Source organism: Nocardia sp. NPDC050175 (assembly GCF_044459885.1).
Classification (GTDB): domain Bacteria; phylum Actinomycetota; class Actinomycetes; order Mycobacteriales; family Mycobacteriaceae; genus Nocardia.
The window spans coordinates 1-25,973 of the sequence record NZ_JBITJI010000021.1 but is presented as its reverse complement, the minus strand read 5'-3'; the positions used below and the strand labels follow the sequence as shown (position 1 = coordinate 25,973).

The 25,973-nt window shown below is 65.7% G+C and carries 29 protein-coding genes; 16 read left to right on the top strand and 13 right to left on the bottom strand.

The annotated features are described in order from the left end of the window. From ACIBK2_RS43235 to ACIBK2_RS43220, 4 genes are all read right to left on the bottom strand, one after another. Positions 1-729, bottom strand: coding sequence for a TetR/AcrR family transcriptional regulator (locus ACIBK2_RS43235; RefSeq protein WP_396976630.1), 729 nt, complete (start codon positions 727-729; stop codon positions 1-3). Positions 730-737: 8 nt separating this feature from the next. After that, positions 738-1,967 (bottom strand): cytochrome P450, encoded by a 1,230-nt coding sequence (locus ACIBK2_RS43230; RefSeq protein WP_396976833.1) that lies wholly within the window; start codon positions 1,965-1,967, stop codon positions 738-740. Between the two features lie 387 nt (positions 1,968-2,354). Beyond that, the gene (locus tag ACIBK2_RS43225) at positions 2,355-3,767 is read right to left on the bottom strand and encodes a DUF1254 domain-containing protein (protein WP_396976628.1); all 1,413 of its coding nucleotides are present in this window, start codon (positions 3,765-3,767) and stop codon (positions 2,355-2,357) included. An 82-nt stretch (positions 3,768-3,849) separates the two neighbouring features. After that, positions 3,850-4,143, bottom strand: coding sequence for a hypothetical protein (locus ACIBK2_RS43220; RefSeq protein WP_357382603.1), 294 nt, complete (start codon positions 4,141-4,143; stop codon positions 3,850-3,852). A gap of 432 nt (positions 4,144-4,575) precedes the next feature. Between ACIBK2_RS43220 and ACIBK2_RS43215 the strand changes: the two genes are divergently transcribed. Next, positions 4,576-4,854: a hypothetical protein gene (locus ACIBK2_RS43215; RefSeq protein WP_040733125.1), complete on the top strand. Its 279-nt coding sequence runs from the start codon at positions 4,576-4,578 to the stop codon at positions 4,852-4,854. A 110-nt stretch (positions 4,855-4,964) separates the two neighbouring features. Here ACIBK2_RS43215 and ACIBK2_RS43210 read toward each other — a convergent pair whose 3' ends face one another. Further along, positions 4,965-6,269: a carotenoid oxygenase family protein gene (locus tag ACIBK2_RS43210; protein ID WP_396976625.1), complete on the bottom strand. Its 1,305-nt coding sequence runs from the start codon at positions 6,267-6,269 to the stop codon at positions 4,965-4,967. A 26-nt stretch (positions 6,270-6,295) separates the two neighbouring features. Then, positions 6,296-6,892 carry a hypothetical protein gene (locus ACIBK2_RS43205; protein ID WP_396976623.1) on the bottom strand — a complete coding sequence of 199 codons (597 nt, stop codon included), beginning with the start codon at positions 6,890-6,892 and terminating at the stop codon, positions 6,296-6,298. Between the two features lie 57 nt (positions 6,893-6,949). On the opposite strand from ACIBK2_RS43205, the gene ACIBK2_RS43200 reads away from it, so the two are divergent. Continuing rightward, on the top strand, positions 6,950-7,468 hold the full coding sequence (locus tag ACIBK2_RS43200; protein ID WP_396976621.1) for a PadR family transcriptional regulator: 519 nt from the start codon (positions 6,950-6,952) through the stop codon (positions 7,466-7,468). A 2-nt stretch (positions 7,469-7,470) separates the two neighbouring features. Here the strand turns inward: ACIBK2_RS43200 and ACIBK2_RS43195 are convergent, their stop codons facing one another. After that, complete coding sequence (locus tag ACIBK2_RS43195) at positions 7,471-8,721, bottom strand: VWA domain-containing protein (RefSeq protein WP_396976619.1); 1,251 nt, start codon at positions 8,719-8,721, stop codon at positions 7,471-7,473. A 139-nt stretch (positions 8,722-8,860) separates the two neighbouring features. Between ACIBK2_RS43195 and ACIBK2_RS43190 the strand changes: the two genes are divergently transcribed. Continuing rightward, complete coding sequence (locus ACIBK2_RS43190; protein WP_396976617.1) at positions 8,861-10,237, top strand: MFS transporter; 1,377 nt, start codon at positions 8,861-8,863, stop codon at positions 10,235-10,237. Further along, the gene (locus ACIBK2_RS43185; RefSeq protein ID WP_396976615.1) at positions 10,227-10,646 is read left to right on the top strand and encodes a MarR family winged helix-turn-helix transcriptional regulator; all 420 of its coding nucleotides are present in this window, start codon (positions 10,227-10,229) and stop codon (positions 10,644-10,646) included. Before ACIBK2_RS43190 ends, ACIBK2_RS43185 begins: the two co-directional genes overlap by 11 nt. Positions 10,647-10,658: 12 nt before the next feature. On the opposite strand, the gene ACIBK2_RS43180 is transcribed toward ACIBK2_RS43185, so the two are convergent. Together ACIBK2_RS43180 and ACIBK2_RS43175 are read right to left on the bottom strand one after the other, a co-directional pair. Beyond that, positions 10,659-11,342 (bottom strand): hypothetical protein, encoded by a 684-nt coding sequence (locus tag ACIBK2_RS43180; RefSeq protein WP_396976613.1) that lies wholly within the window; start codon positions 11,340-11,342, stop codon positions 10,659-10,661. 165 nt (positions 11,343-11,507) lie between these two features. Further along, positions 11,508-11,681, bottom strand: a complete 174-nt coding sequence (locus ACIBK2_RS43175) for a CsbD family protein (protein ID WP_396976611.1) — start codon at positions 11,679-11,681, stop codon at positions 11,508-11,510. A gap of 224 nt (positions 11,682-11,905) precedes the next feature. Between ACIBK2_RS43175 and ACIBK2_RS43170 the strand changes: the two genes are divergently transcribed. From ACIBK2_RS43170 to ACIBK2_RS43145, 6 genes are all read left to right on the top strand, one after another. Continuing rightward, positions 11,906-12,229: a hypothetical protein gene (locus ACIBK2_RS43170; RefSeq protein WP_396976609.1), complete on the top strand. Its 324-nt coding sequence runs from the start codon at positions 11,906-11,908 to the stop codon at positions 12,227-12,229. Between the two features lie 99 nt (positions 12,230-12,328). After that, the gene (locus ACIBK2_RS43165; RefSeq protein ID WP_396976607.1) at positions 12,329-12,916 is read left to right on the top strand and encodes a chemotaxis protein CheB; all 588 of its coding nucleotides are present in this window, start codon (positions 12,329-12,331) and stop codon (positions 12,914-12,916) included. Then, positions 12,913-14,823, top strand: coding sequence for a CheR family methyltransferase (locus tag ACIBK2_RS43160; RefSeq protein WP_396976605.1), 1,911 nt, complete (start codon positions 12,913-12,915; stop codon positions 14,821-14,823). The genes ACIBK2_RS43165 and ACIBK2_RS43160 overlap by 4 nt, the downstream gene beginning before the upstream one ends. A gap of 35 nt (positions 14,824-14,858) precedes the next feature. Next, positions 14,859-15,746 carry a GAF domain-containing protein gene (locus ACIBK2_RS43155; RefSeq protein ID WP_396976603.1) on the top strand — a complete coding sequence of 296 codons (888 nt, stop codon included), beginning with the start codon at positions 14,859-14,861 and terminating at the stop codon, positions 15,744-15,746. Between the two features lie 15 nt (positions 15,747-15,761). Then, complete coding sequence (locus tag ACIBK2_RS43150; RefSeq protein ID WP_396976601.1) at positions 15,762-16,517, top strand: GAF and ANTAR domain-containing protein; 756 nt, start codon at positions 15,762-15,764, stop codon at positions 16,515-16,517. Positions 16,518-16,667: 150 nt separating this feature from the next. Then, entirely contained in the window at positions 16,668-17,417 is a 750-nt protein-coding gene (locus tag ACIBK2_RS43145) for a phosphoribosyltransferase (RefSeq protein WP_396976599.1), read from the top strand. Between the two features lie 3 nt (positions 17,418-17,420). Here ACIBK2_RS43145 and ACIBK2_RS43140 read toward each other — a convergent pair whose 3' ends face one another. Beyond that, positions 17,421-18,095, bottom strand: coding sequence for an ANTAR domain-containing protein (locus ACIBK2_RS43140; protein WP_396976830.1), 675 nt, complete (start codon positions 18,093-18,095; stop codon positions 17,421-17,423). A 202-nt stretch (positions 18,096-18,297) separates the two neighbouring features. Between ACIBK2_RS43140 and ACIBK2_RS43135 the strand changes: the two genes are divergently transcribed. Both ACIBK2_RS43135 and ACIBK2_RS43130 read left to right on the top strand, forming a co-directional pair. After that, a complete protein-coding gene (locus ACIBK2_RS43135; RefSeq protein WP_396976597.1) occupies positions 18,298-18,780 on the top strand; it encodes an anti-sigma factor in 483 nt (160 codons plus the stop codon). Then, complete coding sequence (locus ACIBK2_RS43130; RefSeq protein WP_396976595.1) at positions 18,770-19,606, top strand: RNA polymerase sigma factor SigF; 837 nt, start codon at positions 18,770-18,772, stop codon at positions 19,604-19,606. The genes ACIBK2_RS43135 and ACIBK2_RS43130 overlap by 11 nt, the downstream gene beginning before the upstream one ends. 4 nt (positions 19,607-19,610) lie before the next feature. On the opposite strand, the gene ACIBK2_RS43125 is transcribed toward ACIBK2_RS43130, so the two are convergent. Then, positions 19,611-20,117 (bottom strand): flavin reductase family protein, encoded by a 507-nt coding sequence (locus ACIBK2_RS43125; RefSeq protein ID WP_396976828.1) that lies wholly within the window; start codon positions 20,115-20,117, stop codon positions 19,611-19,613. Positions 20,118-20,234: 117 nt separating this feature from the next. Beyond that, entirely contained in the window at positions 20,235-20,597 is a 363-nt protein-coding gene (locus tag ACIBK2_RS43120) for a MerR family transcriptional regulator (RefSeq protein WP_396976593.1), read from the bottom strand. A 51-nt stretch (positions 20,598-20,648) separates the two neighbouring features. Between ACIBK2_RS43120 and ACIBK2_RS43115 the strand changes: the two genes are divergently transcribed. Further along, entirely contained in the window at positions 20,649-21,296 is a 648-nt protein-coding gene (locus ACIBK2_RS43115) for an NAD(P)H-dependent oxidoreductase (protein ID WP_396976591.1), read from the top strand. A gap of 30 nt (positions 21,297-21,326) precedes the next feature. Here the strand turns inward: ACIBK2_RS43115 and ACIBK2_RS43110 are convergent, their stop codons facing one another. Continuing rightward, a complete protein-coding gene (locus tag ACIBK2_RS43110) occupies positions 21,327-21,686 on the bottom strand; it encodes a YdeI family protein (protein ID WP_396976589.1) in 360 nt (119 codons plus the stop codon). Positions 21,687-21,810: 124 nt separating this feature from the next. Between ACIBK2_RS43110 and ACIBK2_RS43105 the strand changes: the two genes are divergently transcribed. From ACIBK2_RS43105 to ACIBK2_RS43095, 3 genes are all read left to right on the top strand, one after another. Beyond that, a complete protein-coding gene (locus tag ACIBK2_RS43105) occupies positions 21,811-22,299 on the top strand; it encodes a hypothetical protein (RefSeq protein ID WP_396976587.1) in 489 nt (162 codons plus the stop codon). Positions 22,300-22,359: 60 nt separating this feature from the next. Continuing rightward, positions 22,360-25,329 carry a tetratricopeptide repeat protein gene (locus tag ACIBK2_RS43100; protein ID WP_396976585.1) on the top strand — a complete coding sequence of 990 codons (2,970 nt, stop codon included), beginning with the start codon at positions 22,360-22,362 and terminating at the stop codon, positions 25,327-25,329. A 254-nt stretch (positions 25,330-25,583) separates the two neighbouring features. After that, the coding region (locus ACIBK2_RS43095) for a hypothetical protein (RefSeq protein WP_396976583.1) at positions 25,584-25,973 on the top strand (390 nt) is incomplete at its 3' end.

Sequence of the window (25,973 nt, the reverse complement as noted above, 5' to 3'; positions counted from 1 at the left end):
CTATTCGGTGAGTAGGCCGACGGCCTGGCCTAGGTCGAGGAGCATGGCGTCGAAGAGGATCTCGGGGTTGGACAGCGGGATGGGATAGTTGCCGAAGACCTCGAGGGTGACGTGCCCGTAGAGGCGCGCCCACATCTGGATCATCAGGTACATCACGCCCAGGTCGAGCTTCTCCGCCGGGAACTTCTGCCCGGACTCCGACAGCGCCGCGAGTAGTTCGGTCTGGAAGTGCACCAAATCTTCGCGCAGCTCCGGCGGGATGACGTCGGTCGGCGGGGTGACGATGTCGTAGTTGGCCAGCAGCCTGCCCGCCGCCGCGAGGAAGATCCGCCCGAACGGTTCATCGAAGCGGCGCAGCGCGCGGGCTTCGCCGCCGCCGGGCGAGGCGAACACCAGGGTGAATTCCCTGGTGTGTGCCAGCGCCCAGCGGCGGAATCCCTTGCAGATGGCGAAGAACTGCACCACGCCGTCGTCGGGCAGTGTGGCGATCTCGGCGGCCAACTCGTCGCCGAGATCGGCACAGAATTCCAGGCGTAGCCGTTCCAGCAGGTCATCCAGGGACCCGTAATAGCGGTACAGCGCGGGTGCGGTGATGCCGAGCTCGCGCGCGATCGCACGCAGGCTCACGGCTGCTTGTCCATGGTCGACAAGCAACGTCCTGGCCACCCGCCGGATCTCAGCGTCGGTCACGATCGGCGAGCGGCCCCGGGGTTTGCTGGGGTTACTCATCCTGTGATTCAAGCGTATTCGACATCCCACCGCTTGATGCCGTTCAACCAGCCGGAACGCAATCGCACAGGTTCTGAGACCTGACGCAGATTCGGCATCGCATCGGCAATGGCGTTGAACATCAGATCGATCTGCAGCCGGGCCAGGTTCGCGCCGACGCAATAGTGCGTGCCGGTGCCGCCGAAACCGACGTGTGGGTTGGGGTTGCGCAGCACATCGAAGCTGAACGGATCCTGGAACGCTTCCTCGTCATAGTTGGCCGAGCCGTAGAACAGCCCGATCCGCTGGCCCTTCTTGATCTGCTGGCCGCCGAGCTCGAGATCCTGGGTCGCGGTGCGCTGGAAGGCGTTCACCGGCGTGGCCCAGCGGACGATCTCGTCGGGCGCGGTGCGCGGCCGCTGCGCCTTGTACAGCTCCCACTGGTCCGGGTTGTCCACGAACGCCTTCATGCCGTGCGTGATCGAGTTGCGGGTGGTCTCGTTGCCGGCCACCGAAAGCAGGATGACGAAGAAGGCGAACTCGTCGGAGGCCAGGCCCTCGCCGTCGATATCGGCATTGACCAGCTGGGTGACGATGTCGTCGGCCGGACACTTGCGGCGGTCCTCGGCCATGTTCCACGCGTAGCCCATCACTTCGGCGGTCGCCACCTGGTGATCGCCCTCGAATTCGGGATCGTCGTAGGAGATCATCTGATTGGACCAGTCGAAGATCTTGCGGCGATCCTCCTGCGGGATGCCGATGAGCTCGGCGATGGCCTGCAGCGGCAGCTCGCAGGCGACCTGCTCGACGAAGTCACCGCGGCCGGTCTTCTTGGCGTCGTGCACGATCTTGGCGGCCCGCTCGGTGAGCGCGGCGCGCAGGCTCTCGATCGCGCGCGGCGTGAAGCCCTTCGAGATGATGCGGCGCACCTTGGTGTGCTTGGGCGGATCGAGGTTGATCAGCAGCATGTCGCTGAGCATGCCGATCTGCTCCGGTGTCACTTCCTCGTTGAACCGGATGATCGAGCCGTTCTCGTGCGAGGAGTACAGCTCGGGGTGCTTCGAGATCTCTTTGATGTGGTCGAGCTTGGACACGACCCAGTAGCCGCCGTCATCGAAGCCGCTGGCCCGGCCGGACTGCGCGCACCACCACACGGGGGCGGTGCGGCGCAGCTCGGCGAACTCCTGCACGGGCAGTCGGCTGGCGAGCATGTCGGGGTCGGTGAAATCGAATCCTGCGGGAATCGCGGGCGTGGTCACGGTCACGGGCTATCTCCTACCGGTCTGGACTGCAGACCTCACAACGTTGTGTGGAACACGTTCCAGAAACGATGGAACCACAGAACCGGGGCTTGTGAACAGTGTTTAGTAAAACCCGTTTACTTGATTCTGGGGTCGGCGTAGACCCGCCCAGCCCTCGTCCGATTGCGCGTTCCAGTCGCTTACGGCCGTCCTGGCACCCCAGTTGCTTTGCGATTGCTCGGCCGTCTCATCCGCGGCCCCGCCACGGAACTCCGCTCGTTCGCGGAGATCTCCTCGTAGTAGATCTGCGCCTACCCCGGGCAGTTCCGCAGGCCAGCAGGTGTTGGCCAGCCGCGCGTGCAGGTCGTCGAGTTGAGCCTGCGGGATCTCGAATCGTAGGCGACCTCAGGGCACCGGCGTCAGCGGCGGCGGCTGCCAACGACCTTGGATCGCTTCATCTTTCGGTGCATACAACCGCAGGGTGAGCGAGAACTGTCCCGACTCCGGGATGGGCAGCCAGTTGCCCGGTGGGACGTCCGGACCCGGGTCGGCCTGCTGAACCGCGAGGTCGATGGAGCCATCGGGGTTGGGCACCACCGGGATCTGGTGGCCGATCGCGTAGATCCCCGCCGGGTTGGACATCAGGTAGCTGTCGGCGTCGTAGGCGGTCAGCGACCAGAAGGCGTCGACCGGCGGCGTCTGGTCGGCCGGGAAGTGCAGCCGGAACCGGCCGGTGCTGCCGTTGGCGCCCGCCGTGGCGAACAGCGTCGGATAGATCGCGTCCTGAGGCAGGTTGGCGCCCAACCCTTTCCACGCGACTGCGGCACGCTGCAGGTAGTTGGTTCCGTAGGTGCCGATATCGGGGTCGAAGGTCCAGCCGTTCTCGTTCACCGACTTCGGATCGAGGTAGACCGGAATCTGTTGCCGCGCTGTGTCGACCGCCGAGGACAACTCGGCGTCGGACAGGCCGACGACGCTGCCGCCCGGCGTGATGCCGATCGTGGCAAGACGTTTCATGGCGGGCGCGTCGTCGGGAGCGGGCGAGTTGATCGCCAGCACCTCGCACAGCCGATCGAAGAAGGTCCGCGCGTCCATCTGGGCGACCTGCTTGGCGGGCGGGGTCGAATCCGCTTGCGGCGCAGGTGGAACGGTTTGGGCCGGTCGTCTCGCGGTCCAGTCGCTGAGCGACACCAGCTGCAACTGTTGTTGCAGCGCATGCACTGCGGGCAGGTCGTCCGCGCCGTTGACCTGAATCCGACCGAGCAGCCACACCGTCGGCGTCGGCACGGGCAACGCCGTGACATCGTCCGGCAGCGTGCCGGACCAGCCGGGACCGACGATGGCATAGGTGAACGGCGCACCCGACTTCGCCTGTGGCCGAACGCTACTCGGGTCGTGCACGGTGTTCGTCCACGCATCGAGCAACTGCATCAGCCAGTACCGGCCGCCGTCCATCGCGGGCACCTGCAACACCATCGGCTCGGCCCGCAGGTCCAGCCAGGCGGCCGAATACAGCGTGTCCAGGTTGAGCCGCACCACATCCCGGCGCGCGGGTGTCGGCAGCGCCGCGGCATGCTGGAACCGATTGGCGGGGGTGCTCGCCTCGGCGGCCGCCTTGGTGACGTCCATCAGAACCAGCGGGAAACCGAAGATGTAGGCGTCCTTGGCGATCGCTTCACCAGCGCTCGGTGCCGTGGTGACGGGACCGGACGACGCGTCGTCGGATCCACACGCCGACACCCCGACCGCGGACGCCGCCACCGTTGCCGCCAAGCCGAACATGGTCCGGCGCGACATTCCGCCGTCGGTCTCGCCCATAGGTTTTTCCCCTGCTTCCGATCCGATCGGACATTGCGAGAGATCCGCGCAGGAGTATAGCCAAGGATTTGCCGTGCGACGCCTAAGTGCCCAGCACGGCATTCATGATGGTGCCAGCACTTGTCGCGACAACACCACCGATCATGGCGCCCGCGATCATCTTCGGCGATTGCAGCGCGCCACCCTGCCACTTCTCCCAGGCGAACTTGCCGCCCGCGAAGATGATGGCGAGGATCCCGGAGAGCAGCGCGAACCAGGTGAGGTAGCGAACCATCTGTAACAGCTTGTCCGACAAAGGCGGCGCCTGCGGGGTCGGGTTACTCACCTGCGCCAGGGTCGTGAAGGTATCCCCGATCGACGTCAAAATGATGCTCACCGTCTACTCCCTACGCTCCACTACAACTTTGCCGCCGCCGAGCTGCCACGCGAAAGCTGTTAAACCACCGATGAATTCGATCTTGGATGAGGATACGGGCACGGCGACGGTCCCGTGGCCACCGCGGGCAGAACCGCACGGCACCCACCACGATTGCCGGCCTTGCGAGCGCACGCTCGGTGGTATCACCAGCGGACTCGCCCCCAAGCGGTAGTAAGCGACAACCCGCCGACGGCACCGGCGGTGCGCGGCGACCGGGTCTTCGAGCACCCCGCCCCACCCATCATCCCGACCGATAGCAACCCCGGCAAGGCCCCGGCGACGCCGAACTTCACTGCGCTGCACCGACCCGACTGCATTGCAGCGAACAAACCGATACCATCGCAGTCAGCGAATCTTGCCCTGTCCCGAATCCAGAATGAGCTGACCACGATGATCCTGCTCGCCGTGCACGACACACTGCTTGCTCAGATCGGCAACCCCAGCCCCGAGGCTCCGCCGGTTTCCGACAAGTTCCTCCAACTGGTCCGCTACTTCACCTGGTTCGTCCTGCTGGCGGGTATCACCGCCATCATCTACGCGGGCGGCAAGTTCGCGTGGGAGAAGTGGACCGGCGGCGGACTCGACTCCCCGAAGATGGTGGCGGGCGCCATGATCGGCGGTGTCGTCGCGACAAGCGCGGGCACCATCATGAACGCCGTCATAGGCTGACCGACCGCACCACGAGAACCCCACTCCGCCACAGTCTCCAGCTCGGCTGACGCTTCGCCGGACACCGGAAAGCCGCGGCGGTACTCAGCCCGCCGCGGCCTCGTCCCGAACTACTTATCCGCGAGCCAACTTCCGTGGAACCCGAACGGGACGCGCTGCGGCAGGTGGATGGTGGCGACCGGGGCTGCGGCCACGTCGTCGGCATTCAGGATGGTCAGATCGCTGCGGTCGGTTTCGGCGTGGTAGACGTAAGTCATGAGATAGCCGTGGCCGCCGGGATTCTGGTCGGCGGGCGCGAAGGCGGCCTCGCCGGGAATTCGACCGGGACCGAATTCGTGCGAGGTCTGGTTGCCCGTGTGCAGGTCATAGCGGACGAGGGCACCGGAATCGCCGGACACCGAGGCATGCCCGAAACGTGCGTTCAGACCGACCAGGCGATCGTCCACCCGCGGGAATTCCGCGTTGCGATCGTCGAGCTGTTCCTCGGCGACGGTGCCCGCGGTGAGATCGATGGTCCAGCGCCACAGGGTCGACTTGTCGAAACCATCCGAACTTCCGCGCCACAACTCCGCGTAGCGCATCACGTACAGCACGATCTTGCCCGGCTCGTCATACGCGTTGAGCGAGTGGAAGACGTAGCAGGGGTCGATCGAGAACCAGCGGACCTCGCCGAACGGGTCGTCGCGGCGCAGCACGCCGAGCCGCGCCTGGTAGCTGTCGCTCCAGCGGAACGGCATGCCCTCGCCTGCCGCCGCGGCCGCCATGTCGAAAACGACCGGCAGATCCATGAATACGACATGCTCGGCGGTGAGATTGAAGTCGTGCTGCATCGTCGCGGCGGGCACGTCGATGGGTCGGCTGAGCAGCAGATTGCCGTCGGCGTCCGCGCGGTGGTAGGTCAGGAACGGCTCGCCGACCACCTCGTAACCGAAGAAGTGCAGTTCGCCGGTGACCGGGCAGGTCTTGGGGTGCGCGGTCATCGCGGTGTGCAGCTTGCCGTCGAAATCGTAGGGGCCGACGGTATCCAGCTCGCAGGTCAATTCGTAGGGATAGGACGTCTCGACCAACGCCAAGGTGCGTCCCGCGTGCCGAATGACGTGGGTGTTGGCGACACCGGCCGCCAAGTTCCGCTCGCCCGTTTCGCTATAGCTGCGGGCACCGTCGGTGAAGGTCGAGGTGCGTACCCAGCGGTTGCGGTAGGAGACGGCGCGGCCGTTCTCGATTCGCACCCCGTGCACCATGCCGTCGCCGGCGAACCAGTGCCGGGACGCGGCCTCGTGCGGGTTGGGGCCGTTGCGCAGGTACCAGCCGGTCAGCTCGGGCGGAATCTGCCCGGTGACGGGGAGATCGTGGGCGGTCAGTTCTTCGGTGACGGGTGCGTAGTTGCCGGTGAGGTGCGGGACAGCAGTAGTCATGGGAGACAACCGTTCTGGTCGAAAGGTCAGGCTTCGGCGGCGGTGCGCGCCTTGGACTGGATGTAGGCGACGTAGCGGATGGTGAAGACCACTGGGATCACGAAGGCCAAGACCTGCGCGATGGTCCGCGGGGTCGAGTCGGCATGCGCCAGTGCCGTCAGCACGATGCAGCCGATGACGAAGCTCGCCGCCCAGACCGAGGTGAGTACGTAGGAGGTGCGGATGAACACCGGGTTGTCCCAGAGTTCTTGCGGGGTGGTCTGTTTCGCGATACCGAGGGTGAACGGCTTGCGCAGCGCCAGCGAGACGAGGGCGATCAGCGCGAGCACGCCCGAGGAGAGCGCGGGGCTGTAGGGATGCAGGGCGGTGTTCGGATCGGCGAAGGCGAGCGCCGTCAGTGCCGCGAAGAAGACCAGTGAGCCGATCTCGATCATCAAGGCGTCCAGGGTGCGGCCCGCACGCAGCTGGCGGGCCACCTCGACCACCGACATGATCAGCGCGATCAGCGCCGCCCACTGCCAATGGGCGGAGGGGATTATCGCGTAGACGATCCAGGGGGCGAAAGTGCGCAAGTACGACATGTCCGAAAGCTCCTCGTTGCCGCGACATTCCAGTTGTGACATGTCAAAACTAGAGACTCCTAGTTCGACCTGTCAAGAGTGGAATGTAGAGTGAGGGGCATGAGTCTCCGGTACGCCATGCTCGGACTGCTGGCCGACCGCCCCGCCAGCGGTTACGACCTGCTCCAACGGTTCAAGATCTCGCTGGCCAATGTCTGGTCCGCGACACAGAGCCAGATCTATACCGAGCTGGCCAAACTCGCCGACGCCGAACTGATCGCCGTGTCCGACGAAGGCCCGCGCGGCCGCAAGGAATACACGATCACCGACGCCGGACTGGCCGAACTGCGACACTGGCTCACCGACACCAGGCCGAAACGGGTGATCCGCAACGAGACGCTGCTGCGTGTCTTTTTCCTCGGCGCGGTTTCCCAGGCCGAGGCGGTCGACTACCTGGACGGCATCGCGACCAGGTCCGGCAAAAACCGGGTGGAACTAGCAGCGCTCAACGAATCGGTCGACTGGGATGACAACGACTTCTCCAGGTACGGCCGCATCGCGATGGAGTGGGGGCAACGCTTCTTCGCGATGAACGAGGAGTGGGCCAAGTGGGCGGTGGAGCAGGTTCCCGAGGATTGAGCTCAGCGCAGGACGCCCGCCGCCTTGGCCGCGCGCAACCAATCCGGGAACTCGCCGAGCAACCGCGCGTACAGCTCGCCGTCGTCGACCTTATCGATGTCATCGAGCGCGAAAAAGCCTGCGTTGTCGACGATTCGGCCGGTCATCTCGTCGAGTGAGCGCAGAAGACCGTAGTTGGCGCGGCCGAGCCCGATGAACTGCCAGAAGGCGGGCAGCTGTGCCGCCTCGCGCATGAGCGCAGCGATCTCGCGCTTGTTCGCGAAGCCACCATCGGTGAAGAACAGGATCAAGGTCGGCCCGTCGCCGGGGTGCAGCGAGGCCATGATGTCGCGCATGATCGGCAATTCGTCGTTGCGGCCGCCGATTCGGCTGTAGTCGATGCCCGCGTGCGTGCCGCTCAGATGCAGATAGGTGTGCGCCCATTCGTCGCCGTGCGCGACGGTGATGTCGGGCAGCTTGGCGAACGAGTGGGCATAGAGATACGCCTCGAGCGCGCCACTGTCGTCCAGCTGAGTCGCCACCGGAATCATCCGCTGCACCACCCGATGCACCACCTGACTGCGGTACTGCTTGAGCATGCTGCCGGTCTTGTCGATCACCAGCACCACGCGTGCTCGAATTCCCCAGGCGTCCTTACTGATCAGCACCTTGGCGACGGCTCGCTTGCGCATGTCCAGCTTTTCGCGCTTCTCGAACGAGAGGGCGGCCTCACCGGGCACGGTCCGCACCTGAAGCTCCGCTGCGGGTTCCGGCGGCGCGGCCGTATCGTCCACCTGCACACCATGATCGGTGACGAGCGCAGCGAACCCGCCCGCGTACCCCTGCCCCACCGCCCGGACCTTCCACTCGGCACCGCGCCGATACAACTCGATCGCGATCACCACCGACTCACTACCGAGCCCCTCGATCCGATACTCGTACAACACCTTCCCGGCCGGATCGGCCACCGTCGCCACCGGCGCGGCGAACTCTCCGAACGTGGCGTTCGAATCGTCCAACGTGATCACCGCCCGCAGCTGCGCGATCTCCGCAGGCACCTCGGCGAACGAAACCTCCAGCACCGCACCGACACTCAACACAACACCGGGCGCAGTCGGCTGATTGAAGAACACGAAGTCAGCGTCCGACCGCACCTTGCCCGCCCCGGTCACCAGCAACGCCGACACATCAACCGCCGCCTCGGTCCGCACCGACAGCACCACCTCCGGTTGCGCCAGCGCCCCGTTCTGCCCTTTGACGAGTGCAGCGACCACCGAGACTCCCTAGAACGGACCGACGAACCGTAGTCAGGGTAGGACAGTCGCTACCCGATCGCCGAGCATCCCGACCACTCCGCTGCGACCGCGGTCACAGCTCTTGCGTTCGGAACAGTTGTGAAGTCACAATAGTTGTGTGATTACAACTGTCCAGGAGATGACCGCGCGGCGTAAGACGCTCGTGCTGGCCACCTGTTGTCTGAGCCTGCTGATCGTTTCCATGGACTCGACGATCGTGAATGTCGCGATACCGAGCATTCAGTCCGATCTGCACGCGCCGCTGCCCCGGCTGCAGTGGATCGTCGACGTCTACACGCTCACCCTGGCCAGCCTGCTGATGCTGGCCGGCGCCACGGCGGACCGGTTCGGGCGGCGCAGGGTGTTCCGGATCGGGCTGGTCACCTTCGCGGTCGGTTCGCTGCTGTGCAGCCTCGCGCCGTCCATCGAGATCCTGATCGGCGCCAGGTTCCTGCAGGCCATCGGTGGTTCGATGCTCAATCCGGTAGCGATGTCGATCATCACCACCGTCTTCACCGGGCGGGTGGAACGCGCTCGGGCGATCGGCGTTTGGGGCGCGGTGGTCGGCATCTCGATGGCACTCGGGCCGACCGTCGGCGGCGTGCTGATCGACGCGTTCGGCTGGGCGTCGGTGTTCTGGATCAACCTGCCGATCTGCCTGCTCGCGCTGGTGATGACGGTGCTGTTCGTGCCGGAATCGAAGTCGGCGACGGTGCGCGGCATCGACCCGATCGGGCAGCTGCTCGCGGTGGTGTTCCTGTTCTCCACGGTGTTCGGGCTGATCGAGCGCAGGCCGGTGATCTTCGTGGTCTCGGCGCTCGCGCTCGCCGCGTTCGTCTACTACGAGTCGCGCCGCGTCGATCCCTTCATCGATCTGCGGTTCTTCCGCAGTGTGCCGTTCGCCTCGGCGACGGTGATCGCCATCTTCTCCTTCGCCGCGCTCGGCGCGTTCCTGTTCAGCTGCTCGCTGTATCTGCAGCAGGTCAGGCACTATTCGGCGGTACACACCGGCCTGCTGTACCTGGCGATGGCCATCGCGATGGTGATCGTCTCGCCGCTGTCGGGCCGCCTGGTCGGCCGCGTCGGGACCAAGCCGTCACTGATCGTGGCGGGTGTGATGATGACCGTCGCCGCCATCATGCTCACCACGCTCGATCCGAATACTCCGGTGTGGCAGCTGGTGATCATGTTCGCGATCTTCGGCATCGGCTTCGGCACGGTGAACGCGCCGATCACCACCACGGCGGTCAGCGGGATGCCGCTGGATCGGGCGGGCGCCGCGTCGGCGGTGGCCTCGACCAGCCGTCAGGTGGGCGTGAGCATCGGTGTCGCGCTGTGCGGCGCGCTGGCCGGCGCGGGACTGTGGTGGGTGATCGCGGTGCTGACCGCCGGTGTCGCCATACTCGGCATAGTCGCGAACACCCCGTGGGCCAAGCGGTCGAGTGACCGTGTCGCCCCGCTGCTGGAACAGAAGGTGCCCGTCCATGCCGGATGACAACCCCACACCCGACGAGGTGTGGGCCCTGCTCACCCGAGTCGTGATGTACTCGCGTGACCCGTGGCGCCGCGCCGCGGTCGAGCGAACGGGTTTGCCGTTCAGTCGGATTCGCGTGCTGCGTCGACTGCGGACCGCGCCGCTGACCGTGAAGGAGCTGGCGCACGCCGCCGCCATCGACGCGCCGGCCGCCACGGTCGCGGTCAACGACCTCGAGGAGCAGGGTTACGTCGTCCGGGAGGTCGATCCGACCAACCGGCGCAAGAAGCTGGTGTCCATCACCACGGCCGGTCGCGCCATCCTCGCCAAGGCACTGGCGACGCCGGATCCCGCGCCGGACTCGGTCAACGCCCTGCCCGCCGACGACCTGCGGGCACTACGCGACATCCTGAACAGGATCGAGCATTGAGCCGGGAAACCTTCAGGCGCTGACGAACTCGCGATCGCCGTACTGCACGCTGCCCGCGTCCCAGGTGCCACCGAGGCCGGCGACGAACTGCTGCGCCAACGCCATATCGGCGAGGTCGACCACGAGAATCAGTGTGTTCGCCTCGGTGACCGACCCGCCGACGAGCCGTTCGCGAGCCACCGGGTCGGCAACGAGACCGTCGCGGAACCGTCGCACATCGACTCCCGCGATGGTCACCGTAAACGCGTCCACCCCAGGAGAATTCGCGGCGAGCCGCTGGAAGGTCAGCACCGATTCCTGCTGGAACCGCCCACGCACCTGGTCGGCGATCTGCCGCAGATCGGCACTGTCGACACAGGCCAGATGGAACTCACGGGACCGCTCATAGGTCGCCTGCTGCCGGTCGTCGGACCAGAACACACCGCTGACCAATGTCGACCCGACGGGTAATCCGATGTGCTGCAACGCGATCCCGTCGACGTCCAGCTCGAACCCGTCCAGCCGGGTGCGCAGCCGCTGATCTTCCGGGTCGGTGATGGTCGCGGTGTTGTCGGTCGCGAACAGTTCCGCGGTGGGCTGCAACGGGTTTCCCGTCGCACACGCGACCGGTCCCGCTGCGGCGGGCCCCACTCCCCCAAATAGTCCTGCACTGACGAACACCGACGCAACAACAGCCACCATCCGTGCCGCGATCATCCCGATCCTCCCGAGTCACCGATCTACGCGATAGACCACTGCACCCTATCGCCGGACTCGACACGATCAAGACCTTGGTTCGCTGGACGGACCCTGGGACGCGGACGAGCGGGTGGCGCCCGATGAGGACACGCACCCGCTCGACGGCAGCTATCGGCTTATCGGTCAGCTGCGGAAAGCATCCTTGACCTTCTCGCCTGCGTCCTTGAGGTTGGACTTGACCTGGTCGGCCTTGCCCTCGTTCTTCAGGTCCTTGTCGTCGGTGGCGTTACCGAACTTCTCCTTCGCCTGACCGGCGAGTTCTTCGGCTTTGTTCTTGGCCTTGTCAACTGCACTCACTGTCTAACCCCTTTCGATTGGGTTCGACCGACCTGCCTTTATCGGGCCAGTCTTGTTGCGGATAACCGGCCTGAGCCGATGCAAACACGTGTGCGTAGTCACCGGCACCGTGGGTAACCCTCACTTAGGCCCCCGAGCTGGGGCTCAGGCGTACAGTTCCAGTTGAAATTCCCCGGAGTCCCGCAGCGTGGCTCTCCACATCCGCGACCGAACCCGGAGGAATCATGACCCTCGTATCGCGCGACGAACTCGTCCAGCACGCACCCTCGCGCCCGCCGCCCGAGCCGGGTCTGTACGACACCGCCGAGTTCACCGAATTGGGCGACCGGCTGGTCCGGAAACTGTTCGATACCGGCCTGCGGCTCGACACCATCCGGATGGCGTTCGACCGGGAGGGGCTCACCACCGCGGAGCTGGACGAGCACCGCACCGCCATCGTCGACATCCTCGCCAATCTCGACTCGATGATCCGCACGACCGGCCTCGCGATGCTCAGCCTGACCGCCACCGCGCCGATGGCCGAGCAGCGCAGCAGAAGGCGCCGATGAGACCCTGGTCGCGCCGCGCCGGACCGCAGCCATCGCTGGGCGGGTATCCGCCCCCGCGTTACCCTGATCCCGTGCACCTCACGGCTGGTCGGCGCGACCATGACCTCGGATGACCAGTACGCCGTCGTTGCCATAGCCTCGTCGGCGGGCGGTATCACCGCGCTCTTCAAGGTCCTCGGTGCGCTCCCGGCCACCCTGCCGGTACCCGTGCTTGTGGTGCAGCACCTCGATCCGCGGCACAAGACCGTGCTGGCCGAATTACTCTCGCGCCGCACCGAATTGCGCGTGAAGCTCGCGCAGGCGGGTGAAACCATCACGGCCGGAACCGTTTACATCGCGCCGCCGAACTACCACCTGCTGGTGGAGCCGCAGGGCGTACTCGCGCTGTCCGGCAGTGAACTCGTCCACTTCGTCCGTCCCTCGGCCGACCTGCTTTTCGAATCGGTGGCAGGCGCCTACGGCCCGCGCGCGATCGCCTGCGTGCTGACCGGCTCCGGCAGCGACGGCGCGACCGGCGTGAGCGCGGTCAAGTCCCGTGGCGGCACGGTGGTCGTGCAGGATCCGGAGGAAGCGGAATTCAACGGCATGCCGAGCTCCGCCGTGGCGACCGGCGACGTGGATCTCATTGTGCCCCTTGACGAGATCGCCGGCGTGATCCGCGGTCTCGTGGTGGAGAGTGCGTCATGACCGAATCGAGCGAGGAGATCATGACGGCACCGGGTGAAGAGATCGACACCGTCGACCCGGCGCTCGAGGATCTGCTGCTGTTCATTCGCGATTCGCGCGGATTCGATTTCACCGGCTACAAGCGCTCGTCGCTGACCAGGCGGATTCGCAAGCGGATGCACGAGGTTCAGGTGCTCGACTACCTCGACTACCGCGATCTGCTGGAAAGCAACGCCGAGGAATTCCGGCACCTGTTCAACACCATCCTGATCAACGTCACCAGCTTCTTCCGCGACCTGGAGGCCTGGCAGTACCTGCAGCGCGAGGTGCTGCCGGAACTGATCGCGAATACCAAGCCGGACAGCGAGATCCGGATCTGGAGCGCGGGCTGCTCCAGCGGCGAGGAGACCTACTCGCTGGCGATCGCGTTCGCCGAAGTGCTCGGCCTCGAGGAGTGCGCGAAACGGGTCAAGCTCTACGGCACCGACGTCGATGAGGAAGCCCTGCGCGAGGCCAGGTCCGGCGTCTATCCGGCGAAGTCGCTCAGCCAACTGTCCGGTGAGCTACGGGACCGGTATTTCGAGCCGATCGGCGACAAGTTCGCCTTCCGGTCCGACCTGCGCCGCCGAGTGATCTTCGGCAGGCACGACATCACCCGCGACGCACCCATCTCCCGCCTCGATCTACTGCTGTGCCGAAACACGTTGATGTACTTCAACGCCGAGGCGCAATCGCAGATCCTGGACCGGTTCCGCTTCGCGCTGCGCGAGGGCGGATTCCTGTTCCTCGGCAAGGCGGAGCTACTGCTCTCCGAGGGCGAGCGGTTCGGCGTGGCGAGCATGCGCCAGCGCATCTTCCGGCGCCGGGCCGGCGAGGTACGGCCGCCGCTGCAGCCGAGCCCGGCGCGGCTCGACGTCGACCTCGGCCAGGAGGTGCAGGGCCTGGTCAAAAAGCGTCAACTCGGCGAACTCGCCTTGGAGACGGCCCCGTTCGGGGTGATCGGCCTCGACGCACAGGGCAAGATCACCATCCTCAACAATCAGATGCGCAGCCAATTCGGCCTGACCCAGCACGATGTCGGCCGGGCACTGAGTGAGCTGGAGATCTCCTATCGGCCGGTCGAATTGCGCTCGCTGATCCAGCAGGCGGTGACCGAACGCCGGAGTATCCGGGTCAGCGCGGCCGAACGCAAGCTCGGTCCGGACGACATCCAGTACTTCGAGGTGCATATCCAGCCGCTGTGGGGCAGCGACGGATCCGATATCGGCGTGGTGGTCAATTTCGTCGATACCACTGTGCCGACCCGGCTTTCACTCGAAATCAAGGTGAAACGGGAGGAACTCGAGACCGCATACGAGGAACTCCAATCCACCAACGAAGAACTCGAAACCACCAACGAAGAACTCCAATCCAGCATCGAGGAATTGGAGACCACCAACGAAGAACTGCAATCGACCAACGAAGAACTCGAAACGACCAACGAAGAACTCCAGTCGGGCAACGAAGAACTCGAAACCATGAACGAGGAGATGCGGATCCGCACCGACGAACTGAACGAGACCCGCACCTTTCTCGAGGGTGTGCTGTCCAGTGTCGCGGCGGGCGTGGTGGTGCTCGACGATCAGCTGCGGGTCCGCAGCTGGAACCGGGGCGCGGAGGAGATGTGGGGACTGCGCTCCGAGGAGGTCCAGCAGCAGGTGTTCTTCGCGCTGGACTTCGGGCTGCCCACCCAGCTGCTGCACGAAAGCATCCAGCGCTGCCTCAAAACGGGTCGCCGCGACGACCCGGTGGAGATCCCGGCCGTCAACCGCATCGGGCGTTCGATCATCTGCGCGGTGACCTGTTCGCCGCTGGACGGCACTCGCGACGGTGTGGTGTTGCTGCTGGAGGAAATTCCACCGACAAATGTTGCCATGCAGGGCAATTAACGCTATTGCCTGAACAAGCGCGTAGGCTGGCTGGTGTGCGGTCGTATTCGGACGCTCACCAGGAAATTGCCCGTGAGTGGCAGGAATTCAGCGCCGAGCGAGAACGAGCTGCTCGTGCGGCAACGGTGGCTGCGAAATACGAGGCGCTGGCCTCCCAGCGACCGGAATCCATGCAGCCATTTCGGCAACGGATGGCGGAGCTGCATCGACGGATCGAGGGCCGTCATCTGGCCTGTGCGCGACTGCACCGGATCCATGCCCTGCGCCTGCAGCGCTGGTATATCGGCGATCGGGCCACGCTGCGGCCGGTTTTCATGGCCGCGGTCGCCCAGCACCTCGGCATGGACAGCGCGGCGGTCACCCTGTTCGGTCAGGCGGGCGAGGAACTTCTTGTCTCTGCCTCCGATGTCACCGCGCGGGCCGCGCATGATCTAGAACTGCTGATCGGCGAGGGTCCGGCCCGCGACGTGCTCGGCGGCCGGGAGTTCGTCACCGCGAACGGCACGGACCTGGCCGCTCGCTGGCCGCAATACGGCCCGGCACTGACCGAACTCGGCGTGCAGTCCGTGGTCGCGGTCCCGCTGCTCTCCTCCCGCCTGCTCGGCGCGCTGTGCGTGTTCACCAGCCGCGCCGCCCTGCGCACCGAAATCACCCCGGCCGCAGAAAAAGTGGCCGACGCTCTCGCGAATTCGGTGCTGCTCTCCTCGTACGGCACCGCCGACGACGGCGCACCGCACGGGACCCTGTTCGATGATGCCGATTACCTTGCGGCCGTGCACCAGGCGGTCGGTATGGTTGCCGTGCAATGCAGTTGCGATCTCGATGCCGCGCAGGCATTACTGCGCGCACGCGCTTTCGCCGATGGCATCGCGGTTTCGGAGATCGCTCGCCGCGTACTAGAGGACGGATACCAATTATGTTGACCGTCATGGTGTTTCATGGCTGACGAACTGGCGTTGGGGATGTCGGAGTTGACGGCGCTGCTGTTGACCGGTGACGATGTCGCCGAATCTCTATGTGCCATCGCCGATACCGTCGTACGGATGCTGCCGGACCACCCGATGGCGGCCATCACGCTGACCCGGGCACAGGGAACCATTGTCGGCGGTTCCAGTGCCGCACACGCGATGCTCATCGAGGAATCCCGGTACAGCGAGGGCTACGATCCCTGCCTGCAGGCCATCGGTACGACACAACAGGTTTCGGTGCCCGACGTCGCGGCGGAGCATCGCTGGGGTGGCTACTCGACCAGGATGCTGGCCCACGGAGTCAAATCCATTTATGCCCAACCACTTTCGGTGGACGGCGAAGCAGTCGGCGCGCTGTCGCTCTACTCGACCCGGCCGAACAACTTCACCGACCGGATCCGAGGGGCGGCCGACCTCACGGCCGAACACCTCGGCGTACTGCTCGCCGTCGCGAACGACACCGCACGGCAGGCCAAGCTGACCGAACAACTCCGCGCGACGCTGGCCTCCCGATCCACCATCGACCAGGCGCTCGGCATCCTGATGGCCGAACGGCGCTGCGACCGCGACGCCGCCTTCGAGGTGCTGCGGGGCAGGTCCCAGCAGCGCAACGTCCGCGTCGCCGACCTGGCCGTGGAAATCATCCAGACCGTCACCGGCCGCGCACCCGGCGCACCACATTTCGTCGACCCGATAACACCGTCGCGGTCCCAGCGCCGCTCGTGATCGACTACTCCCCAAGACATTTCGTGCACCCTGCGGTATCCCCAGCACAAACCGACGGCAAAAGCCCTACTGCCAGGTAGAATTGGCCATGTCCTGCTGAGTCCCGAAGCGCGGCCTGCGGATCTTGCCACTCGATGCTCGGGAGACGGTATGGACGATCCCGCTTTATCCCGTGACCACACCGACCACCGCGCATGTCTGCGTTCGCAGTTCCTCGATCGCCAGGATGCGGGCCGACGGCTCGCCGACCGGCTGCAGGCTTTCCGCGGCCCGGATGTCGTCGTCCTCGGCGTCCCGCGCGGCGGCATCCCGGTCGCCCACGAAGTCGCCGTCCGCCTGCGACTCGCGCTGGACACGATCGTCGTCAACAAGCTCCGCGTCCCCTATCGGCCGGAGCTGTCCTTCGGCGCCATCGGCGAGGACGACACCCGGATCATCGATGAGGTGGTCGTCCGCAGCACATTCCTGACGCCCCAGGAACTCACCGATACCGAATCACACGAACGCGACAGCCTGCACCGCCGGTCCGAACGATTCCGGCGACACGGTCCACAGGCGAAGCTGCGCGGGCGCACGGCGCTGGTCGTCGACGACGGCGTCACCACGGGCATGACCGCACGCACCGCCTGCCGGGCCGCCTATCGTCGCGGCGCGGTCCGCGTCGTGCTCGCCGTCCCGGTCGCGCCACACCGCATCGTCCGGACGCTGGCCTACCACGCGGACAAGATCGTGTGCCTGGAAACACCGGCCAACCCCCGCCCGCTCGACGAGTGCTACCTGAGCTTCGACCCGATCACCGACACCGATGTAGACCGGCTGCTCGGCACGCACGCGACGGCACGGGGCGGGCCCCGACGAATTCGCCTGGCGGAGAGCGGAAACGGAAGCGGGCAAGCGTAACCGCTACTCGGTGTGCTCGTGCACGGTCAGCAGCAGATGATCGAACGCGGTCTGCACCTGCGGCGGCGCCGGCGGCAATGTGTCGAGGGCGGCGATGATCCGCATGGCCAGCGTGCGCAGCTTGACGTTGGTTTCCTGTGACCGCCACTGCAGCACCCGGAAGGCCTGCTCGGCGTTGAGCCGGTAGACCCGCATCAGCACGCCCTTGGCCTGCTCGATCACCGCCCGCGCCTCGAAGAGCTCCGGCAGCGTGCCCGCGAGCATCTCCTGGCGCTGTTCATCGATGGTTTCGGTCAGGTCGACGTAGTAGCCGGTGGTGCCGACGACCTTGCCTGCCTCGGTCATGGTGTCGCCGAAGACGATCACATGGCGCACCTGACCGGCGGTATCGACGATGCGGTGCCTGCTGCAGAACGGCTCGGCATTGCGCAACGACTTGGCGATCGTTTCCGCGACTTGCGCGCGGTCGTCCGGATGCTTGTGCGACAGCAGCAATTCCGTCGTCGGTGTCACCGTCCCCGGCTCGTACCCGTGCATCACGGCGACCTCGTCCGACCACTCCCACCGCTGATCGGCGAACCAGAAACCGAAGCTTCCGGTCGCCTGCGGTGTGCCGCCACCAACCACCTGGACGACCGCATGGGTCGCTGCTTCGGTGGCTGTCGCGCCTGTTTCCATCACCGGGTAAGTATGTGCGCTACCTGCGGTTTTTGTGCCGTGCCGACGGTCGGTCGCTCGTGTCGGAACCATAATGAAACACCGCACATTCAGAGTCTTTCTGCCCTGCTCTCGGGGACTTTATGCCCTATCCACGCGGTAAGACGAGTCACATCGCGGCGACCGGATGTCGACTATCGGGTTGGGGCCACGCTTCGCGGGTATGGCAGGAGTGAATCGTTGGGAGGCGGTGAACATGATGATGGTGGATTCCGGTACATCGACACCACACCAGACGGCGGTGGTCGCGCACCGAGTGGCCCTCGAACTGGCAGCTGAGCCGCACGAACTGGGAATGCTACGTGCGCTCACCGATACCACGTGCATGATGGCCGACGTCACGCTCGATGCGATCCCGGATATTCGGCTGGTGCTCAGCGAGGCGGCGACCGCGTTGATGCTCGACGCGCTGCCCGGCTCGACCCTGCGGTGTGCGTTCACCTACAACCGACGTCGAATCAGCGTGCGGATCAGCGCGACGACGACGCGGGACATCGAAGTCAGTCGCGATCCGCTGAGCTGGCAGTTGGTGCAGGTGCTCACCGATTCGGCCGAGATGATCCAGGACTCTTTTGATCTCGACGCGGGTGGGTATCCGACGGCCATCGAATTCAGTTGGGAACGAGGGACATCCGATGCAACGTGAGTTCACCACCGACCAGGCCGACCTGCCGCGACGCACGAGTTCGCGCGGCGACAGCTACGACAACATCGAGCCATGGTTCGAGAAGATGGCGACGCTCGCGGCGCACGACCCGCATCGAAATGACTTGCGCCAAGAAGTGATCCGGCTGTGCCTGCCGCTGGCCGAGCACATCGCGCGCAAATTCTCCGGCCGCGGTGAGGCTTTCGACGATCTGCAGCAAATCGCCAGGGTGGGTTTGCTTCTCGCGATCGATCGCTTCGACGTCTCGCGCGGCAGTTCGTTCCTGTCGTTCGCCGTTCCGACGATCATGGGCGAGGTGCGCAGGCACTTCCGGGATCGGACCTGGGCGGTGCGAGTTCCGCGCAGGCTCAAGGAGATTCAGCAGCTGATCGGGCCTGCTACCGAAACACTGTCGAACCGGCTCGGGCGGGTGCCCACCGCCAGGGAGATCGCCGCCGAGCTCGAGGTCGAGCTCAGCGAGGTCACCCAGGCGTTGATCGCGCGCAACGGTTATCAGACCAGCTCGATCGACGGGGTCACGCGCGACGACGGCGAGAACTCGCCGCTGCCGGTCACCGCGGGACTCGGCGCGGAAGAACCGTGCTACGAGCTGCTGGAGCAGTCGATGACGGTGCGGCCGTTGATCGCGGCGTTGCCCGAGCGAGAGCGGCGGGTGCTGATCATGCGGTTCTTCGAATCGCTGACGCAGGCGCAGATCGCCGAGCAGTTGGGTGTTTCCCAGATGCAGGTTTCGCGCATTCTGTCCAAGACGCTGAATACCCTGCGTGAACAGGCCTCGGACGAGCAACCCGCCCAGGTGGCCTGACCGTTTATGCCACGTGGCCCGGCTTCAGGTCGGCGACGGAGTTGTAGCGCAACGGTTCGATCCGCGGTGGCGGAGCGGAGGACTCTTCCGGTGCGATGAGCATCCCGACGTGATCGCCCAGGTCGTGCCGTTCGAGGATACGTCCGGTGAACCAGCCTGCGGCGGCGGCCAAGATGGGCAGCTCGGCCGGGCCCGGCGCCCAGTTGCAGTGCTCGAACTTGTTGATGTCGTCGCCGGTCTCCGCGCCGAAAAGCGCTGCCAGCGAGGACTGTTCCCGGCCGAGCAGATGCACGGCGAGGTGTTCGGCGGCCATCGCGACGCCGAAGGTGAAGTTGTTCTTGGAGATGCCGACCAGAAAACGCGGCGGTTCGATACTCACCTGCGAGGTGAAGCCGACCAGGCAGCCGGCCTGGCGGCCGTCGGCTCGGGCGGTCACGACGAACACCGGGTAGTCGGCGGCCGCGATCACCGCGTCGAAACCGGGTCTAGCTGCTGTGGCGTTGTCCGACATGGTCCTCGCGCTCGGCTCGGCCGCGATCCCCGGCCGCGCGTTCGGCTCGGCTCGGGACCACGGCAAGTGGGCAGTCCGTAACCCACAGTACGAGACGTTGCCGGTGTGCAGCGGCGGTCAGCGACCGATAGTGATGTCCTGACGGAGTTTGATGAGGTTGGCCTTCTCGGCGAGAAGGCGTTCGATGCCCGCGTCCAGTTGCCGGGTGCGCTCGTCGAGTTGCGCGAGCACGTCGTCGCGGTCCTGGTCGGTGGCACTTTGCGGGGCGGTGCAGGCGATGTGGATCAGGGCGGCGGCCTCGGAAAGGGACAGGCCGGAGGCGAGCAGGCAGCGAATGTCGTGCACGGTCTTGACGTCTTCTTCGCGGTAATGCCGGTAGCCGTTGGGGTCGCGCCGCGGGGTCAGCACGCGCGCGTTCTCGTAGTGGCGCAGCATCCGCGGGCTCGCGCCCGTGCGCTCGCTCAATTCCTTGATCTGCACCGCGAGCTCCTCCTTGACATTGACGTTAGTGTCATACTTTACCTTGGCCGTATGACCAACGAACGGAGTCGGCCGAACGTACTGCTCGTGGTGTCCCACCCGGATCACGAGTCCGCCACCTGGGCTATCGCCCGCGCGGTCGAGCAGGGCGTCCAAGCGGACGGAAGTACCACTGCCACAACGCATGACCTGACGGCCTCGGGATTCAACCCCGCCTTCACCGCAGCGGATCTCGCGGTCCACCGACTGCTCGGCGACGTGCCCGCTGACGTACGGCGCGAGCAAGAGTTGATCGAATCGGCCGACGTCGTCGCCGTGCTGTTCCCGGTCTACTGGTGGTCGATGCCCGCCCTGGCCAAGGGGTGGATCGACCGGGTGTTCAGCCGAGGCTGGGCCTACGAGAACACCTCCCCCAACGGACCGAGTGCGATCGACGAACTGCACTACATCGCGCTGGCAGGCGTCAACCAGCACAGTTTCGAGCGCCGCGGCTACAAGGACTCGATCACCCGCCAACTCCACGAGGGCATCGCCGGCTACTCCGAGATCGCCCACTCCTCCATCGAGATCCTCTACGGCACCGAAACCAGTGACCCGCAAGCACATCAGGAACTAGCCGCCCAGGGCTACAAACTCGGCGCCGACCTGGCCCAGCGTGCGCAAGCGGCGTTCGACCGGTCAACTCGCCCGGGCGAGTGACACGACCTGTGTAGGCGCGGTCGTCCCCGCCTACGCCGCCCACCGCCCGTTCGCCTCGGCCGCCCGGATCGCCAGCAATCCGGGCGGCCGCATCCGTCCTGCCGCGATCAGCGCCTCTGCCTTTCCGACATTGATCCGCGACCAAGGACTCTTCGTCCGCCGCGGCGAATACCGCTGCAGGTAGTACTGCTCATCCAGCCCCTTGCGATGACTATCGATCCACCCGTAGCAGAGCGCCACGTCGAGGGCCTCGCCGATCGTCAGCCCGTCCGCCCCCTTCTTGGCGATCACCAACCACACGCCGGTCGATTCGTCATGCCGGTCGGCCAGCCACGACTCCCAGTGCGCCACATCCGGAAAACGGACAGAACCTGCATCAATGCTCTCCATGACTCTCATCATCCGCACTGAAGTGCTCACCAAATGAGCACTTTGATTCGGTGCCGGGACAGAGTCGGCCGAGATCACGCGCCTGCGAACCAATCCAACAACCAACTCGGGTCCGAATAGCGGGATGGTCCACACCGGAACCACCCCCAGAAACGAGGCCAACCCCGTGCCCTACCGCCCCGCCCACCTCACCGCAGCCGGCATCACCACCGTCGCCGCCCTGCTCACCCTCGCCCCCACCGCCCAAGCCGAAACAACCTCCCCGACCTACCACTGCGAAACCTTCGCCCCCGGCAAGCCCGCCCCCGGCAAGCCCGCCCCCGGCGACAAGAAGCCCACCCCGATAACCGGCAGCAAGTGCACCGCCACCAACGCCCCCGAAAAGGGCCCCATCAAAGACTTCTTCTTCATCCTCGACAAAGCGGTCTTCTACGTCTGCGGCATAGCCCCCAACGGCACCTTCGCCTCCCCCGACGCAATATCCGGCACCGCCGACCTCCCCACCAAACTCACCGCCACCCGCTGCTGGGCCTTCAAAACCGACGGCAAATTCTCCCCCGAACAATTCGAACAAGAACTCGCCAAGCAAAAGGAGAAGAAGGCACCGAAGTAACGGTGGCGCGGGCGGGCTCGTACCCACAGCGCACGGACCGGGCCGTTATCGTGTGTTGCTGTGCGTGGCGAGACGAAGGAGACCGGGCGGGACGGGGGTAGTGGCGAAGGTTCGTCGCCGCGGGCGCTGTTCGTGGCCAGGTTGGGGGAACTGTGGGAGGCCGCAGGGAATCCCACGCTGCAGCGAGTCGCGGCCGCCACCGAGGAACGGCTGAAAGGTGCGCGCACACCGGCACAGAGCCAGCGTTCATCGATGCAGCGCATCAGCGATTGGCGGTCCGGGCGCAATGTGCCCTCGCGCTTCGAATCGTTGGATCCGGTACTGGTGACGTTGATTTCGCTGGCACAGCAGGCATCTGGTCCCGTTCCGTCGGTCTTGTCGAATCGGTCGGCTTGGCGGCGTTTGTGGAAGGCGGCTATCGCTCAGCCCGTGCGCCCGACGGTGCTGACCTCGTTGCGACGCGATATCCCCACCTTCGTCGGACGTGACTTCGAGGTGCAGCGGATCCTGGATGCTGCCGGGCCGGGTCGGGTGGTGTCGATCCACACCATCGACGGTATGCCCGGTGTCGGGAAAACCGCGCTGGTCACGCGGGCGGCGCATTTGCTGTCGGACGGGTTTCCCGACGGCAGGTTCTTCGTCGAGTTGAATTCGCACACTCCGGGGCAGGTGCCTGCGGATCCGGCCGGGGTGCTGGCCACGCTGCTCACCGGGCTCGGCATCGCACCGAAGCACATTCCGGATTCGCTCGAGGCACGGCGGGATCTGTGGCGCGACCGTGTCGCCGCCAAACGGGTACTGCTGATCCTCGATGACGCCCGCGACCACGACCAGATCGAACCGTTGCTGCCAACCGGGCCGGACTGCCTGACTTTGATCACCAGCCGCCGCAGACTCGTCGCGCTGGACGATGCCCTCCCACTGCCACTGGACACTCTCGATCCCGACAGTGCGATCGACCTGTTCTATCGGTTGGCCCAACGCAACCCGCACGGCGATGCAGTCGCGGCTGTCGCCGAGATCGTCCGATTGTGCGGGTACCTACCGCTGGCGATCGTGCTGCTGGCCGGTCGGCTCGCCCACCATCCGGCCTGGACCCTCACCGGCCTCGCCGAGGAATTCCGCACCGCCCAGGATCGGCTCGGCGAACTCGACGCCGGACAACGCGCGGTGCGAGCCGCGTTCACCGCGTCCTACAAAAGCCTGCCACCCGAGCAGCAACGACTGTTCCGCACGCTGGGACTGCACCCCGGCCCCGATTTCGAGGCCTATGCCATCGCCGCGTTGAACGGCATCCCGCTTGCCGAGGCCCGATCCGAACTCGACGCTCTCTATACCTATCACCTCATCGAGGAAACGACACCCGGCCGCTATCGCCTGCACGACCTGGTGCGCGAATACGCGCGCGTCCTTGTCGCCGCGTCGTCGAGCGATGACACCGAAGCGGTGCGGCGACTGCTGGACCACTACCTGCACACCGCCGCAGCGGCCGACCAATGGCTGACGCGAAGACCCAACGGCACCTCCGTCGTAACAGGTTCCGTGGTGCCGGAATTCGACAACGAGACGCACGCGCTGACGTGGCTGCGGAGAGAGCGAGCGAACCTGCTCGCCTGCCTCGATTACGCCGCCGAACACGATCCCGCGCGGATGGTCGCGTTGACCGAGGTCCTCGCGGAATTGCTCGAACGCGAAGGGCCTTGGCCATCAGCCCGGCAGCTGCACCAACGCGCCGCCGCGGCCGCGGACCAGCTGGGCGACCGCCGCGGCCGAGCCAACGCCCTGACCAACCTCGGCATCGTGGAGCGGCAGACCGGGAACTACGAGCAGGCAGACGAAGTACTTCAGCAGGCCCTGCCCCTGCACCACGAAACCGGCTACACCGTCCGCGAAGCCGACACCCTCGCCAACCTGGGCAAGGTGCGGTGGCAGACAGGGAACTACCCCCAAGCCGCCGACCTACTCCACCAGGCGCTGACCCTGTACCGGGAAACCGGCTACCTCCTCGGCGAAGCCAACACCCTCGCCAACTTGGGCAGCGGGCGTCGCGACAACGGCGACTACGCGCAGGCCGCCGACCTACTCCAGCAAGCCCTGACCCTGTACCGGGAAACCGGCCATCTCCTCGGCGAAGCCAACACCCTCGCCAGTCTGGGCGGCGTGCGCCGCGACAACGGCGACTACGCGCAGGCCGCCGACCTGATCCAGCAAGCCCTGACCCTGTTCCAAGAGGCCGGCTCCGCTCTCGGCGAAGCCGACGCCCTCGGCTTCCTCGGCAGCGTGCGCCGCCAGACCGGACACTATGCGCAGGCCGCCGACCTGTTTCTGCACGCTGCGGCCGTGCACCAGGAAATCGGCCACCGCAAAGGCGAAGCCATCTGCATCGGCAACCTCGGCCTGGTGCGCCGAGATACCGGAGATTACGGACAGGCCGCCGACCTGATCCAGCAGGCCTTGGCCATGTTCCGGGACATGGGCCACCGCCTCGGCGAAGCCATGAACCTCAACAACCTCGCCACCGTGCGCAGGGAAACCAAGGACCACCAGCAAGCCGCCGATCTCTCGCGCCAAGCCTTAGCTCTGTTTCGAGAGACCGGCTACCGCATCGGCGAAGCCGAAGCACTCGCCAACCTTGGTGCCGTGTGCCAGGAAACCGGGAACCATGAGCAGGCCGCCGACCTCTCCCACCAAGCCTTGGCGCTGTTCCGGAAGATCGGCTATCGCATCGGCGAAGCTGAGGCATTGAACAACACCGCGAAGGTCCTGTTGGCAACCGGCGAACCCGGCGAGGCGCTGACGATGTTCACCAACGCGCTGACCATAGCCCGCGACATCGACAGCCGAATCCAGCAAGCCCGTGCCTCGGAAGGCCTCGCCCGCTGCCACGCCGCCCTCGGCGACACCACCGGCGCCACCACCCACCTGCGCCACGCCATCGACCTCTACCGCCACCTGGGTGCATCCGAAACCGATGCCGCGACAACCTATCTCGCCACGCTCGAACCCCCACCGCCCGAGCGCCCGAGCTAGACTCCCGCGCACCGGCCCGGATAACTGGATGCCGCTGATCCCCTCCACCTGCGGCACCTGGACCATCACTCCCGGATGGCGCCGCAATCATCACTGGAAACACTGAAGTACCGCCAAGCCAGATCCGTCGTTCCACGCGGAATCAGCAGGTCAAAGCCCATAGATCGAAATTCCGGTCCGGAGAACACCGGAGCACCTGGCCTTCCGAAGCAACCTGTCGAACATGCGGGCCTAGGCCATTATCGTGTGTTGCTGTGGGTGGCGAGCGAACGGAGACCGGGCGGGACGGAGGTGGTGGCGACGTCTCATCGCCACGAGCGCTGTTCGTGGCCCGGTTGGCGGAACTATGGGAGGCCGCGGGCAATCCGACGCTGCAGCGGGTCACGGCCGCCACCGAAGAACGGACGAAAGCAGCGCGCACGCCGGCGCAGAGCCAGCGCTCGTCGATGCAGCGCATCAGCGATTGGCGCAGCGGGCGCAACGTGCCCTCCCGGTTCGAATCACTGGATCCGGTACTGGTGACACTGATCGCGTTGGCCCGACAGGCATCTGGTCCCGTTCCCTCGGTCCTGTCGAACCGGTCGGGTTGGCGACGTCTATGGAAGGCCGCAATCACTCAGCCCGTGCGCCCCACAGTGCTGACC

Bases quoted from the DNA above. Each gene is read 5' to 3' on its own strand.
- ACIBK2_RS43235 (WP_396976630.1), bottom strand. From the start codon at position 729: ATGAGTAACCCCAGCAAACCCCGGGGCCGCTCGCCGATCGTGACCGAC.
- ACIBK2_RS43225 (WP_396976628.1), bottom strand. From the start codon at position 3,767: ATGGGCGAGACCGACGGCGGAATGTCGCGCCGGACCATGTTCGGCTTG.
- ACIBK2_RS43215 (WP_040733125.1), top strand. From the start codon at position 4,576: ATGATCCTGCTCGCCGTGCACGACACACTGCTTGCTCAGATCGGCAAC.
- ACIBK2_RS43210 (WP_396976625.1), bottom strand. From the start codon at position 6,269: ATGACTACTGCTGTCCCGCACCTCACCGGCAACTACGCACCCGTCACC.
- ACIBK2_RS43205 (WP_396976623.1), bottom strand. From the start codon at position 6,892: ATGTCACAACTGGAATGTCGCGGCAACGAGGAGCTTTCGGACATGTCG.
- ACIBK2_RS43200 (WP_396976621.1), top strand. From the start codon at position 6,950: ATGAGTCTCCGGTACGCCATGCTCGGACTGCTGGCCGACCGCCCCGCC.
- ACIBK2_RS43185 (WP_396976615.1), top strand. From the start codon at position 10,227: ATGCCGGATGACAACCCCACACCCGACGAGGTGTGGGCCCTGCTCACC.
- ACIBK2_RS43180 (WP_396976613.1), bottom strand. From the start codon at position 11,342: ATGATCGCGGCACGGATGGTGGCTGTTGTTGCGTCGGTGTTCGTCAGT.
- ACIBK2_RS43170 (WP_396976609.1), top strand. From the start codon at position 11,906: ATGACCCTCGTATCGCGCGACGAACTCGTCCAGCACGCACCCTCGCGC.
- ACIBK2_RS43165 (WP_396976607.1), top strand. From the start codon at position 12,329: ATGACCTCGGATGACCAGTACGCCGTCGTTGCCATAGCCTCGTCGGCG.
- ACIBK2_RS43160 (WP_396976605.1), top strand. From the start codon at position 12,913: ATGACCGAATCGAGCGAGGAGATCATGACGGCACCGGGTGAAGAGATC.
- ACIBK2_RS43150 (WP_396976601.1), top strand. From the start codon at position 15,762: ATGGCTGACGAACTGGCGTTGGGGATGTCGGAGTTGACGGCGCTGCTG.
- ACIBK2_RS43145 (WP_396976599.1), top strand. From the start codon at position 16,668: ATGGACGATCCCGCTTTATCCCGTGACCACACCGACCACCGCGCATGT.
- ACIBK2_RS43140 (WP_396976830.1), bottom strand. From the start codon at position 18,095: ATGGAAACAGGCGCGACAGCCACCGAAGCAGCGACCCATGCGGTCGTC.
- ACIBK2_RS43135 (WP_396976597.1), top strand. From the start codon at position 18,298: ATGGCAGGAGTGAATCGTTGGGAGGCGGTGAACATGATGATGGTGGAT.
- ACIBK2_RS43130 (WP_396976595.1), top strand. From the start codon at position 18,770: ATGCAACGTGAGTTCACCACCGACCAGGCCGACCTGCCGCGACGCACG.
- ACIBK2_RS43125 (WP_396976828.1), bottom strand. From the start codon at position 20,117: ATGTCGGACAACGCCACAGCAGCTAGACCCGGTTTCGACGCGGTGATC.
- ACIBK2_RS43115 (WP_396976591.1), top strand. From the start codon at position 20,649: ATGACCAACGAACGGAGTCGGCCGAACGTACTGCTCGTGGTGTCCCAC.
- ACIBK2_RS43110 (WP_396976589.1), bottom strand. From the start codon at position 21,686: ATGGAGAGCATTGATGCAGGTTCTGTCCGTTTTCCGGATGTGGCGCAC.
- ACIBK2_RS43105 (WP_396976587.1), top strand. From the start codon at position 21,811: ATGGTCCACACCGGAACCACCCCCAGAAACGAGGCCAACCCCGTGCCC.